At 68.6% G+C, this 14,090-nt stretch carries 5 protein-coding genes; 4 read left to right on the top strand and 1 reads right to left on the bottom strand.

Annotated features, from left to right (window positions below):
* Positions 1-128: 128 nt before the first annotated feature.
* Positions 129-9,056: an RHS repeat-associated core domain-containing protein gene (locus ACTWPW_RS48800; protein ID WP_443172810.1), complete on the top strand. Its 8,928-nt coding sequence runs from the start codon at positions 129-131 to the stop codon at positions 9,054-9,056.
* A 35-nt stretch (positions 9,057-9,091) separates the two neighbouring features.
* Positions 9,092-10,507 carry a WD40 repeat domain-containing protein gene (locus tag ACTWPW_RS48795; RefSeq protein ID WP_443172813.1) on the top strand — a complete coding sequence of 472 codons (1,416 nt, stop codon included), beginning with the start codon at positions 9,092-9,094 and terminating at the stop codon, positions 10,505-10,507.
* Positions 10,508-10,522: 15 nt separating this feature from the next.
* Here the strand turns inward: ACTWPW_RS48795 and ACTWPW_RS48790 are convergent, their stop codons facing one another.
* The gene (locus tag ACTWPW_RS48790) at positions 10,523-11,464 is read right to left on the bottom strand and encodes a LysR family transcriptional regulator (RefSeq protein WP_443172809.1); all 942 of its coding nucleotides are present in this window, start codon (positions 11,462-11,464) and stop codon (positions 10,523-10,525) included.
* Between the two features lie 108 nt (positions 11,465-11,572).
* Between ACTWPW_RS48790 and ACTWPW_RS48785 the strand changes: the two genes are divergently transcribed.
* Both ACTWPW_RS48785 and ACTWPW_RS48780 read left to right on the top strand, forming a co-directional pair.
* Positions 11,573-12,265, top strand: a complete 693-nt coding sequence (locus ACTWPW_RS48785; RefSeq protein ID WP_375113760.1) for an MBL fold metallo-hydrolase — start codon at positions 11,573-11,575, stop codon at positions 12,263-12,265.
* Between the two features lie 101 nt (positions 12,266-12,366).
* A complete protein-coding gene (locus ACTWPW_RS48780; protein WP_443172808.1) occupies positions 12,367-14,037 on the top strand; it encodes a RecQ family ATP-dependent DNA helicase in 1,671 nt (556 codons plus the stop codon).
* Positions 14,038-14,090: the final 53 nt, after the last annotated feature.

The raw sequence follows: 14,090 nt of genomic DNA, 5'->3' as shown, positions 1-14,090 counted from the left end.
GCGGTGTGATCTGGGCCGGGAGCGGGACGACGTCGGCGGTGGCGGGGGGCGGTGTCTGGTTGAGCAGTGGTGCGGTGCCGGCGGGGAGGTTGCAGGACGGTTGGTTGATCCGGTGGCGGGTACGCGGTGTGACCACGAGCGGGGTGGCCGGACCGTGGTCGGCCTGGCAGTTCGGTCATGTCGACACCAGCAAGCCGACGGTGTCGTCGGTGAACTCCACCGGAGCCGAGGGGGAGTCGGTGTGGACGTATGTGAACACGATGCCGTCCTTCACCGGGTATGTGACGGATTCGGATGGCCGGGCTGTGGTGTTGGGTGTGGAGGTCGAGCACGATCCGGCGGCGGCGGGTCAGGGCAGCGGTGTGATCTGGGCCGGGAGCGGGACGACGTCGGCGGTGGCGGGGGGCGGTGTCTGGTTGAGCAGTGGTGCGGTGCCGGCGGGGAGGTTGCAGGACGGTTGGTTGATCCGGTGGCGGGTACGCGGCGTCACGACGGGCGGGGTGGCCGGGCCGTGGTCACAGTGGCAATCGGCGAAGGTGGACACGACCAAGCCCGCGATCTCGTCGTTGAACTCCACCGGAACCCTGAGCGAGGGGCTCTGGAGCTACTCCACCCTCACGCCGTCGTTCTCTGGTTATGTGACGGATCCGGATGGCCGGGCTGCGGTGTTGGGTGTGGAGGTCGAGCACGATCCGGCGGCGGCGGGTCAGGGCAGCGGTGTGATCTGGGCTGGGAGCGGGACGACGTCGGCGGTGGCGGCCGGGACTGGTGTCTGGTTGAGCAGTGGTGCGGTGCCGTCGGGGAGGTTGCAGGACGGTTGGTTGATCCGGTGGCGGGCGCGTGGCGTCGCCACGGGTGGGGTGGCCGGGCCGTGGTCACAGTGGCAGACCGGCAAGGTCGAGGTGAGCAAGCCGGCCGGAGGTGACCTCGGGGCCGTTCCGGCCACCCAGGGGACGAGCGCCTGGACGTTATCGTCGCTGACGCCCTACCTCTACATGAAGGTGACCGACTCGGGCGGAGCCGCGTCATACCTGGGGGCGGAAATCGAGCACGATCCGTCGGTGCCGGCGCAGGGCAGTGGGTCGATCTGGGCGGGTAAGGGCACCAAGTCGTACGCTTCGGGGTCCAATGCGTGGGTGCAGGTGCCGGAGGTCAAGTTGCAGGACGGCTGGCTGGTCCGCTGGCGGGTGCAGGGTGTCACCATCACGGGGATTAAGGGGCCGTGGTCGCAGTGGCTGTCGGCGAGGGTGGACCTGAAGAAGCCGTCGGTCGCGGGGCAGGGGCTGACGCCCGCCACTGAGGGGTCCGGCCTGTGGACCGCCTCCTCCGTGACGCCGTCGATCTTCGCGACGGTCACCGATCCGGAGAGCCGGGCGTCCTACCTGGGTGTGGAGGTGGAGCACGATCCGCTAGCGGCGGAGCAGGGCAGCGGACCGATCTACGCGGGACGGGGTACGGCGGCGGTCGCCTCGGGAGCGAAGGCGTGGGTGCAGGTGCCGGCGGCCAAGCTCAGCGACGGCTGGCTGGTGCGGTGGCGCGTCCGCGCTGAGACCACGACGGGGATCAAGGGGCCGTGGTCGGAGTGGCAGTCAGCCAAGGTGGACCTGAAGAAGCCGAGCGTGGACAGCCCGGGCATGGACCCGGCGATGCGGGGCACCGTCTCGTGGACGGCCGCCACGCTCACACCGAACCTGTACGCGACGGTCAATGATCCGGAGAACCGCCGCGTCCACCTCGGGATCGAGGTCGAGCATGACCTGTCGGCCACGACCCAGGGTGCCGGGCAGATCTTCGCGGGCACGGCGACAACCTCGTACGCGACCGGCACCAAGGCGTGGATGTCGATCCCGACCGGTAAGCTGAAGGACGGGTGGCTGATCCGCTGGCGCGTCCGCGCCGTGACCACCACCGGCGTCGCCGGTCCGTGGGCGGACTGGCAGTACGCCCAGGTGAGCGCGCTGCCGTTCGAGACGTTCTCGCCGGCGAACAACTCCCAGGTCGGCAGCCTGACCCCGATCCTAGCGGCGCACGCGCGGCCGCTGAACGAGGCGCCGGTCACGTACTGGTTCCAGGTGTGCGAGGGCACACAACCGAACTGGACCTGGTGCGAGAGCTCTCCCGGCTGGGAGAAGTCCGGGGCGTGGAAGGTGCCGGAGAATAAGCTCACGTGGGGGAAGACCTACTGGTGGATGGCCAAAGCGGTGGCGGGTGGCACCACGGTGACTTCCTCTTGGCGTACCTTCACGCCAACCCCCGAGCAGGGCACGATCAACGCGTCCCTGGGCGGGGCTGACGACGGGCACGCGTTCGACCACTTCTCCGGGAACTACACACGGGCCGAGACGGATTTGTCGGTCTCGGTGGTGGGCCCGCCACTGTCGGTGTCGCGTACGTACAACAGCCTTGACCCGCGTACGAGCGGCGCCTTCGGCGCGGGCTGGTCGACCCGCTGGGACATGCGGATCGACCCGGAGCTGCAGACATCGACCCTGCTGGTGACCTATCCGGCCGGCGTGCAGTTGCGGTTCGCGGCCAAGGGCGACGGCACGTACGCGTCGCCGTCGGGCATGTACGCGACTCTGGCGACGCTGCCGGAGGGCGGCTGGCGGCTGATGGACAAGTCGGCCACCTCCTACTGGTTCGACGTGACCGGCCGCCTTACCAAGGTGAGTGACCATCGCGACCGCGGCCAGGAGCTGAAGTACGGGGCGGATGGCAAGCTGGCCAAGGTGACCGCGACCGGCGGCAGGTCGCTCACGTTCGGCTGGACTGGCAAGCACGTGACCAGCGTGTCCACCGACCCAGTCGATGGGACGGCGCTCACCTGGACCTACACCTATGACGGCGACAAGCTGACCAAAGTGTGCGGCCCCACTCAGGCCTGCACCACCTATACCCACACCGACGCCTCCCGCTACCGGAGCATCGTGCTCGACGCGGGACCGGAGGGTTACTGGCGGCTGAACGAGACCACCACCGCCAAGGGCGCGAAGATCGCGAACTCGGCCGGGTGGAACGTCACCACCGAGGAGGCCACGCTCACCGGCGGCACCGCAGACGTGGTCGCTGGCGTCACCGGCGCTCTGGCCGGCTCGTCGGATACCGCGATGCGCTTCAAGGGCATGGCGACCTCCGGATACGTCTCGCTCCCGCCGGCCACCATCAGCGGCAACGGCGGCACCCTGGCGGTGGAGGCATGGTTCAGGACCACCGGCTCCGGCACGATCATCGGCTACCAGAACTCGGCGTCCGCGCCGTCAGCCTTCACCCCCGGAATCTACGTGGGCACCGACGGCAAGCTGCGCGGCCAGTTCTACACCGGCGCCGTGACGCCGATCACCTCCTCGGCCCCGGTGAACGACGGCAGCTGGCACCACGTGGTGCTGTCGGGTGCCGAGGACCGGCAGACCCTGTTCCTGGACGGCCAGGTGGTGGGCACGCTGACCGGAAAGATCACCCACGCCGGCCAGTGGGAGACTCGGATTGGCTCCGGCCACGGCTCTTCCGCCTGGCCCGCCACGACGGCCTCGGCGGCATCGTTCCCGTTCGCCGGCGACATTGACGAGGTGGCCGTCTATGGCAAGCCCCTGGGGGAGGCGCTCGTCAAGCTGCACTACGCGGCCAGGTCGCCGCAGCCGCAGCTCACCAAGGCCGTGGCGCCGTCGGGACGGGTCCAGGCGGACAACGTCTACGCCGCCGACGGCGGCCGGTTGACCCAGCACACCGACCGTCATGGCGGCGCGTGGAAGCTGTCGGACCCGGTGTACGTGCAAGAGACCACCGTGTACACCTCCGCCACAATTACTGTGACCGATCCGCACGGCGGCACCCTCACGTACGTGGACGACGTGACCCGGGGCAACCGGCAGGTCGCCGAGACTGACCAGCTCGGCAACACCACGAAGTACGGCTACGACGTGGGCGGATTCCAGGCCAAGATCGTCGATCCCAATGGCGGCGTGGTGGAGGCGGCGTTCAACGCCCGCGGCAACCTGATATCGAAGAAGACGTGCCGATCCGCGAACGCCTGCTCAACCGAGTACTACACCTACTACGTGAACGTCGACGACCCCTTCGACCCGCGCAACGACTTGAAGACGGCCTTCCGCGACGCGCGCTCGTCCTCGCCGCTGGACGAGATGTATCAGACATCCTGGACCTTCAACTCCTTCGGCGAGCAGATCGCGCAGACGACTCCGGCCACACCGGACTTCCCGCAGGGCCGTTCGACAGGAAAGACCTACACAGACGGGACCGAGTCCGCGGTGGGCGGTGGGCTGAGCCCGGCGGGTCTGGTCAAGTCGGTCAAGGACTACAAGGGCAACGAGACCACCTACGCCTACACCGCATCCGGCGACCTGGCCACCGAGACCACCCGCACCGGCCTGGTCAAGAAGTACGAGCACGACGCGCTCGGTCGGATCGTCAAGCAGACCGAGATCTCGCAGGCGTACCCGGGCGGAGCCACCACGACCACCGCCTACGACGCGTTCGGCAGAATCGTCTCCCGCACGGGTCACGGGGTGAAGAACGCGATCACCGGGGTGACGCACACCTCACGGTCGACAATTGTCTACGACGCCGACGGGCTGCCGCTGACCGAGACGCAGAGCGACCTGACCGGCGGGGACACTGCCCGTACCATCTCCCACACCTATGACACGTATGGCCGGACGGAGACCATCACCGGTCCGGAAGGCGGGACCCAACGCTTCGCCTACGACCACAGGGGGCAGAAGGTCAGCTTCACGGACGAGCGCGGCACGACCTACCACTACACTTACACGCCGCGCGGAGAGTGGGCCACGACCACACTGAAGGGCTGGACGGGAAGCCCGGTGGCGCTGCAACCGCCCGTAGACGTCGTGGTGACCTCCAACGCCTATGACCCGGCCGGGCGGCTCGCCTCCGAAACGGATGCGATGGGCCGCACCACCGCCTTCACCTACTACAACGACAACCTGCTCGCGGAGAAGATCGCCAAGGGCGTCAAGCTGAACGGTTCGGCGACCGCGCGCGACGTCGTGCTCGAGTCCAGGGTGTACGACGCGGCGGACCAGCTGATCCGCCAGACGGCTCACGGCGGGACGCTGCGTGCGGACGCGGCCTACGACGCCGCCGGCCGGCTCGTCTCGCAGACGCTGGACCCGGCCAAGCTCAACCGGGTCACCACACCCGCGTACGACGCCAACGGGAACATCACCAAGCTCACGCTGACAGCCGCGGGCACCCAGCGTGCCGAGGTCAGCGAGTACGCCTACAACGGGAGCGGCAAACTCGTCCGCCAGGTTGTCCGCAACGACGGGCAGGACCTCGTCACCACGTTCACCGTGGACGACCGCGACCTGGTCACCGCGATGACCGATCCGCGTGGCAACGTTTCCGGGGCCGACCCGGCCGCCTTTACCACAGACATCACCTATGACGTGTCCGGCCAGCCCGTCCAGGTGCAGCTGCCGCCGGTCAAGGTGGAGCACGTCGGTGCCGCGCCAGCCACTTCGCGGCCGACGACCAAGGTGGGTTACAACACGTACGGCGACAAGACGCATCAGGTCGATGCCGAGGGCCGAGCCGTGACCTCCGCTTTTGACCGGGCCGGGCGGGTCGTCGAGCAGACCTTCCCCGCCTACAACCCGCCCGGCGGCCAGCCGATCATCCCCAAGGTGAGCGCCGGTTACGACGCCGCCGGTCAGCTGATAACCTCCACCGACCGGCGGGGGCAGACCAGCACGGCGGTGTATGACGCGCTCGGCCGCAAGGTCAAGGTCACTGCGCCCAAGGGCGGGGTCTGGGCCTACGGCTACGACCTGCTGGGCGAGGCCTTATGGACGGTCGATGCCGGCGGGGCCCGTTCGGAGTCCACGTACGACGACCTGGGGCGTCAGATCACACTGACCACGATCGAGCGCAAGCCGTCCCGGGCTGCCTACGTCACCAGGATGGAGTACGACGACGCCGGACGGGTGACCAAGACCACCCGTCCGACCGGGGACATCAGCACACGTGTCTATGACGCCGTCGGCGCGCTCACCGAGCAGGCCGATGCCCTCGGCAATACCACGACCTTCGGCTACGACCTGGCCGGGCGCCTCATCGAGACGACCAACCCGCTGGGCGATTCCAGTACGGCGAGCTACGATCTGGCAGGACGGAAGGTACAGATCCAGGAGTTGGATGCCGGTGGAGCGGTGCTGCGCAGCCAGAAGGCCGGTTACGACGTGGCGAGCAACCCGATCAGTCGTACGTCGGCAGAGGGACGCATCACCACGCAGGTGTTCGATGCCGCCAACCGGCTGACCGAACTGCGCGAGCCGGTGTCTGCCACCGAGACCATCACTAGCAGCTTCGGCTACGATGCCACAGGTTCCCGCACCCGCTCGACCGACGGGCGTGGCAACTCCACCTTCACCACCTACAACACGCTCGGCCTGGCGGAATCGGTGATCGAGCCGAGCACGGCCGCACATCCGAATCCGGCCGACCGCACCTGGACCAACATCTACGACGCGGGCGGCAACCCGGTCACCAGCCTCATCCCGGGCGGAGTCCGCGTGGACCGCGTCTTCGATGAGCTCAGCCGGCTCACCACGCAGACCGGGACCGGCGGCGAAGCAGCGACCGAGGACAAGACATTCGGCTACGACCAGGTCGGCAGGCTGATCGCGGCGAACGACCTGACCTTCACCCTCAACGACCGCGGCCTGCTGCTGAGAACCACAGGAGCGGGCGGCGACCTCAACGCCTACGCCTACGACGCCAACAACCGGCCGACCCAGCGCGTCGACATCACCGGCGTCTCCAGTTTCACCTGGGATGACGCCGACCGTCTGACCCAGGCGGTCGACCCGGTCAGCGCCACCACCATCGAGTACGGCTACGACAAGGCATCCCGCCTGACCTCGATGGCTTATGGCGCGTCCGGGGCCCGTCGCTCCTACACCTATGACCCGCTAAACCGCCTGACCAAGGACCAGCTCACCACGTCAGCGGGCGGCGCCATCGCCTCCATCGAGTACGGCTACGACCTCGACAACAACCTGACGACCAAGACCACCGCTGGAACGGCCGGAGCCGGCACCAACACCTACACCTACGACTGGTCCAACCGGCTCACCTCCTGGACCGCCCCGGATGGCAAGAAGACCGACTACGGATGGGATGCCGCGGGCAACCGCGTGAAGGCAGGCGACGCCACCTTCACCTACGACGAACGCAACCGCCTGACGTCAGGAGACGGCCACACGTACACCTACACCGCCCGCGGCACCCTGGCCGAGGACTCCGGCGGCATCGTCCGCCTCACTAAGTCCGACGCCTTCGACCGTCTGGTGCAGGACGACGGCGTGCACTACGACTACGACGGCCTGGACCGGGTGGAATCCCGCTCCCAGGGCCAGCAGATCACCCGCCACATCTACGACGGTCTAAGCAACAACCTCGTGTGCGTCACCGACGGTAGTGGCGTCAAGCAGGCGTCCTTCGGCCGCGACGCGCTGGGCCGCACCTTGGGTATCAGCGACGGTGCAGGCGCCCAGCTCGGCTTCTCCGACCTGCGCGGAGACCTGATCGGCGCATTCACGGCCGACGGAATAGGACTGGTGGATTCGGTGGCCTACGACCCCTTCGGCGAGGTGATCATGCGCACCGGGGCCCAGCACACGCTCGGCTACCAAGGCGCCTACACCGATCCCGACTCGGGCAAGGTGAACATGGCCGCCCGCTGGTACCAGCCCACCACGGGGAGTTTCGTCACCCGCGACACGCTCACGCAGAACCCCGATCCCAGCGTGCAGCTCAACCGCTACGCCTACGCCAACGCTAACCCGCTCACCAACGTCGACCCCGACGGTCACGCTTCACTGAGCGCCAGGCTCATGAGCAAACTCAAGAACATGGTCCTGAACCGGCTAGCGGGCTTTGCCACAGTCGGGGGGGCCGGGATGTCCTTGGCCGATGACGAGAAGAAATGCCCCAGGGGGCGAAAGTCGGACGGCAGCTCGCTCTGCAACGATGCGCGCGGGGCCTACAACAAGTGCGTTGACGGAAAGAAAGGCAGCAAGGCGGTCTGCGAAGGAATGAAAAGTGACTACGTCGAATGCCGCCAGGAGAGCCGGGGTGAAGCTTCCAAGACAAACGACAAAATATGCTCGAGATATTCGAATGAATATCTCACGTGCCGCAAGGGGACCGAAACCTATGGCCGGCAGAGCCATGAGGCCTGCGGCGGCGCTGGCCGTGAGGTCCGGCGCTGCATGTACGGCAACGAGAACGGTTCGCGACCGGGATACGGTCAAGGGCTGGGCGGTTGCGAAAACGTGCGCTACGACTACTACGACTGTCGCCTGGACAAGAAGAGGGGCGACGATGCCGGATGCAGTGCCGTTTCCGAGCTCTACTACCGCTGTAAGAGGCACATGAGCGTGGCCTGCGCCGATCTGCAGGACAAGTTCCTCTCGTGCTACAAGCGTGGCAGAGGGGGGACAGTGAATGAGTGCGCCTTCGGCGTCAACATGCTGATGCACTGCCGGGACAGCCAGGCCCAGAAGGTCTTCATGAAATCGAACACCTGCTCCGACGCCTGGAGTGCCTTCATGAAGGAATGCGAGCCCCTGACAGATGCCTCCGGAAACCGCTGCACCAAGGGTGAGACGTGGCAGGATGTGTCGTACACGCTCTGCGAAGGGGATAAGAAGAGTAGTACGTGCGTGACGTACATCAGTCCTCAGGATAGGAAATCACTCGACAGCGGCGGCAGTCTGGCCTTGGTCCTGATAACCGCGAGCCTAGACATATGTGCGGCAACTCTAGGTCTGGCTCAGCCGCTGATCGCAGGGAGCTGCGGAGTGGCGAAGGCCGTTATCGACATCATCAACGGCGTTCTCGAAGAGATAGCGAAGAGCGAGTTCGACGCCGCTCTCGCAGGAAGTAAGGAGCACGGCGAGGAAGGGGGTATCGCATCGATCACCCGGATAAGCTATTGCAAGGGATATAAGTATACTCCGACCTGCAAGCCGGAGAACGCGCATGTGACCAACCAGAAATACGCGCCGTTGTAAGCCGCGGAGTCAGGTGGAGGGAAAGTGACGTGAAGATGCGTTCGGAGCCCGGCGAGCCTCGGAGACATGGCCATGTGACAGCCCTGGCGATCGTGCTCGTCGTGCTTCTGGTCATCACGTTCGCGGCCGGGGGATATGGGTTGAAGCGCGGACACGACCAGGCGTCAGCTCACGAACGCGTCGCCCTGGCACGCCGGCTCGCGCTCTCCGCCGCGGAACTGCGCGACGACGACCTCGTCAGAGCGCGCAATCTCGGGCTCGCGGCAGTCAAGATTCACCCGGATGAACAAACTCGAGCGGGGCTGACGGACACACTCCTCTCGTGGCGCCGCAAAGACCTCTACTCGCTCGACCCCCGCGGCGCTGGGAGCGTGGCGCTCAGCGGCGACGGGAAGGCGGCCCTCATAGGCGACGCGGGTGGCGTGGGCCTATGGAGTCTCAAGACCTGGCTCGATCCAGAAGTCCCGTTGAGCGAGAAGGCGGATCCGGTGCATCTGGCGAAGCGTCCGCATGGCGATGTGGTGGCCTTGGCGCTGTCCTTCGATGGGCGCACTGCGCTGACCGCTGACGGCGACGGCACCACGGACGTGTGGGACCTGACCGACCCGGTACGTCCGGGCCGCCTCGCCACCATGCCGGGCGGGGCGAAGAACGACGACGAGGTCGAGGCTCTGGCCTTGACCCGTGACGGCCGCCTTGCGGTGGCCGGCGACTTCGGCGGCAACCTGATCGTGTGGGACCTGTCCGACCGATCCCGTCCAGTGCGTCTGTCATCGATCAAGGCCCACGAATCCAGCGTGCGCGATGTGAGGCTGAGCGCGGACGGGCGGACCGTTGTCACCGGCGGCGATGATCACGACGTGGATCAGAAGGTGACGATCTGGGACTTGGCCGTTCCCACACGTCCGGTCAGGCTGAGTGATCTGGACCTTCCCGGTCGCGCCGCGGAGTCGACGGCGATGAGTGCGGACGGCCGTACCATCGTCGTCGCGAACCCGGATCGTGCCGACGTCTGGAAGGTGGACGACCGGGCGCATCCCGTCCACACCGCCATGCTGAGCCTGCCGCCCATAGACATTCACGACGTGGCTCTGACGCCGAACGGGAAAACGGCCTTGCTGGCCGGAGCGAGCGGCACCGGATTTCTCTGGGATCTTTCCGATCCAAGCCGCCCTGCCCGTCTGGCCGCTTTGAAGGGTTACACGCAGGAGGTCAGTTCCGTGGCGCTCAGCGCCGACGGCCGAGTCGCCTTGATGACCAGTCCTGACAGAGGGGTCTCTCTCTGGGACCTCAGCGACCTGGCCGCGATCGTCTCCGTCCCGGAGGAGTTCCTGTGCTCCACGTTCGACTGGAAGATCAGCAAGGCGGACTGGGACCGCTACTCAGGGGGAGCCGAGTGGCCTGACCCGGATGCGGACCCGGACAGTCTCAGCCTCTGCTCCATTCCCTGAGCCGGCCGTAGACCCTCACATCAAAGGCGTCAGGTCGGTCTCCGGGACCCAGACCCGCGCGTCGGACGGCGGTGGGAGCGCAGGGGCCGGCAGGTGTCTCAGCAGCGTGCGCAGGAGGGGTCGCGGGTTGCGCCGGTGCCAGACCACCGACCAGGGCAGCAGCGGTGTCGGGTCGGCGATCGGGATGCGGCGCAGGCCGCTGCCCACCGGGTCGATGCTCATCTCGCCCAGCCCCACCGCCGACTTCTCCCTCAGGAACTGCTCCACGAGATGGTCCAGGCCGATGGCCGGGGCGTTGAAGCGCAACGGCATGCCGAACCGGGCGGCCAGCCGTTCGAGGTAGCCGCGCCACTCCGCCGCGCCCGCCGGGTCGGGCATCGCGATGCCCGCCTCGCGCAGGTCGGCGGGCCGCAGCACGCTGCGGTCCGCCAGGGGGTGGTCCTCGGGGACGAAGGCGTGGATCGGCTCCAGGTGGACGAGCCGGTACGCCAGCTCGGCGGGCCAGGGCGCCGGCGTGTCGTGGACCCGGCCGAACGCCGCGTCGATCTCCTGGCGGCGCAGGGTCGGCAACGCCGGTGACAGTCCTTGCCGCATGCTGAGCTCGACGCGTACCCGGGGATCGAGCTCGCTCACCCGGCGGACGATCCGCAGCGGCGTGAACCGCTCGTCGTACACGTCCACCCGCAGCGGCTCGTCCACCGCGCGGACCGTACGGATCGCCCGGTCGAACGCCGACACCGCCTCCACGGCGTGCGGCAGCAACCGCCGCCCCGCCTCGGTCAGCTCCACGGCGCGCGTGGTCCGCTCGAACAGCGGCACCGCGAGCGCCTGCTCCAGCCGGCGGATCCGCTTCGACAACGCCTGCTGGCTGATGAACAGCCGCTGGCCGCCCCGCCCGAAGTGCAGCTCCTCCGCTGTGACGACGAACGCGCGCAGGCCCTCGATGTCTGCCTCCACGTCGCGAGCCTGGAATCAAAACCGCTGGTTGTCAATCCGGCCGGGATGGCTGTTGGACGTCACCGGCCTTCCGCGTGTTGGCTGGCACCTGCCGGAGGGGGTAATGACATGGAGATCGTGGAAATCCGTCCTGAGCTGCATCTGCTGCTGCTCGAGTTCGGCCAGGCGTACCTGTGGAACGACGCGGGCGCGCTCACGCTCGTCGACACCGGGATCGCCACGTCAGGCGGTGAGATCGCGACCGCGATCGAGGAGCTGGGCTTTCGTACGGGCGACGTCGAGCGCGTCGTGCTCACCCACTTCCACGAGGACCACTGCGGCGGCGCGGCCGAGATCAGCGGCTGGGGGGACGTCAGCGTGCTGGCCCACCGGCTGGAGGCGCCGGTCATCCGCGGCGAACGGCCCGCCCCGCCGCCGCTCTTCACGGACGAGGAGCGGGCCCTGCACCGCAGCCTCGGCGCCCACCTGCTGCCGCCCGCGCCCGCCTGCCGGGTGGATCGCGAGCTGGAGGACGGTGACCTGATCGACTTCGGCGGCGGCGCCCGGGTGATCCACACCCCCGGCCACACCGACGGCAGCATCGCCGTCCACCTGCCGCGCGCGGGCGTGCTCTTCACCGGGGACACCGTCGCGCACGTCGGCGGCCGGGTCATGCCCGGCGTGTTCAACCTCGACCGGGCCGGGATGCTGCGCTCCTTCCGCCGGCTCGCGGAGATCGACGTGCCGCTGGCCTGCGTCGGCCACGGCGAACCCATCCCCGACGCCCACGCCGCGCTCACCAAGGCCCTCATGGAGGATTGAGAACAAGCCGGACCCGGTCTCTCAGCCCGGCCGAGCCGGCCGCGCATGGGGCGGGTCAGGGTGGGTACTGGCCGCCCACCGCGTCGAAAGGTGAGTGACACATGGGCTTGGGGATCGCGCTGAAGCGCCGGTTCGGGCGGCGGGGGCGGCGGTTGCGGGCGACGGCCAGGCGGCGGTTCGGCTGGCGGGCGCTGCGGCCGGGGCAGCAGGAGGCGATGGAGCACCTGCTCGCCGGGCGTGACGTGCTGCTCGTCATGCCCACGGGCGCCGGGAAATCGGCCGTCTACCAGGTGCCCGCCCAGCTCCTCGACGGCCCGGCGATCGTCGTCTCTCCGCTCATCGCGCTCCAGCGCGACCAGGTGACCGGCCTGCTCAAGGCCGATGCCGGCGGCGCCGTGGCGGTGAACTCGACCACCTCCGTCGAGGCCGGGCTGGAGCTGGTCACGGCCGGGGAGGCGGGGTTCGTGTTCCTGTCGCCGGAGCAGCTCGCCAAGACCGAGGTCGTCGAACGGCTCGCGCGGGCCCGGCCCTCGCTCATCGCGATCGACGAGGCGCACTGCGTCTCGTCCTGGGGCCACGACTTCCGCCCCGACTACCGGCGGCTCGGCAAGGTCATCGAACGGCTCGGGCACCCGCCGGTCGTGGCCCTGACGGCGACCGCGGCGCCGAACGTGCGCGAGGACATCGTCGCCTCGCTCGGCCTCGCCGACCCGGTGGAGATCGTCAGGGGGTTCGACCGGCCGAACATCACGCTGGAGGTGCGACGCTTCGTCCGCGAGGAGGACAAGAGGCGGGCGCTGATCTCGTACGCCGCCGGGCGGCCGGGCCTCGGCCTGGTGTACGTCGCCACCCGCAAGGAGACCGAGGAGTACGCCGCCGCGCTCGCCGGTCTGGGCCGCCGGGCCGAGCCCTACCACGGCGGGATGCGAACCTCCGAGCGCACCCGCGTACAGGAGCTGTTCACCGCGGGCGACGTGGACACCGTGGTGGCGACGTCGGCGTTCGGGATGGGCATCGACTCGCCCGACGTACGGTACGTGCTGCACGCCGAGCCGCCCGAGTCCCCCGACGCCTATTACCAGGAGATCGGCAGGGCGGGCCGGGACGGCGCGCCCGCCTCGGCGGTGCTGTTCTACCGGCAGGAGGACCTGGGCCTGCGCCGGTTCTTCGCCGGCGGCCGGGCCGACCGCGAGGCGCTGCTGCGGGTGGCCACGCTGGTCCGCGAGCACGCCGGTACGGTGCCCGCCCGCGAGCTGGCCGCGCTGCTGGGGGTGACCACGTCCCACCTCACCAGGCTCGTCAACCTGCTCGAACAGGCGGGCGCGCTCACCGCGACCGGCGCCGGCGACCTGCGCTACACCGCACGCGGGCTCACCCCGGAACACGCCGCCGAGCGGGCCGCCGCGCTGGACGAGACGCGGCACCGCGTGGACGAGTCCCGGATCGAGATGATGCGCGGCTACGCCGAGACCCGGGGCTGCCGCCGCCGGTTCCTGCTCGAGTACTTCGGCGAGCCGTACGCGGGCAGGTGCGGCTCGTGCGACACCTGCCACGGCGGCGCCGCCCCCGAGCCCGACGCCGAGCCCGACGCCGAGCCCGACGCCGGGACGGGGCCGTTCGCCGTGCAGGCGAAGGTGACGCACAAGACGTGGGGGCCGGGCACGGTCATGAGGCGCGAACCCGACCGGATCACCGTGCTGTTCGACACGGTCGGTTACAGGACGCTGTCGCTGGCCGCCGTGAAGGACGTCCTGCGCCCCGAGCGCATCTGAACGAAACGAAACGGGTTCGGTCGTGGCGGGGAGGCTCCCCCTCCGGGTCTCCC

Origin of the sequence: Nonomuraea sp. KM90 (genome assembly GCF_052246675.1) — a bacterium.
In the GTDB taxonomy this organism is placed as follows: domain Bacteria; phylum Actinomycetota; class Actinomycetes; order Streptosporangiales; family Streptosporangiaceae; genus Nonomuraea.
Note: the sequence above shows the minus strand (reverse complement) of the source record. Positions and strands in the feature narration are given on the sequence as shown.

Excerpts from the sequence above, each read along its gene's own strand:
- ACTWPW_RS48795 (WP_443172813.1), top strand. The coding sequence starts at position 9,092 with ATGCGTTCGGAGCCCGGCGAGCCTCGGAGACATGGCCATGTGACAGCC.
- ACTWPW_RS48785 (WP_375113760.1), top strand. The coding sequence starts at position 11,573 with ATGGAGATCGTGGAAATCCGTCCTGAGCTGCATCTGCTGCTGCTCGAG.
- ACTWPW_RS48780 (WP_443172808.1), top strand. The coding sequence starts at position 12,367 with ATGGGCTTGGGGATCGCGCTGAAGCGCCGGTTCGGGCGGCGGGGGCGG.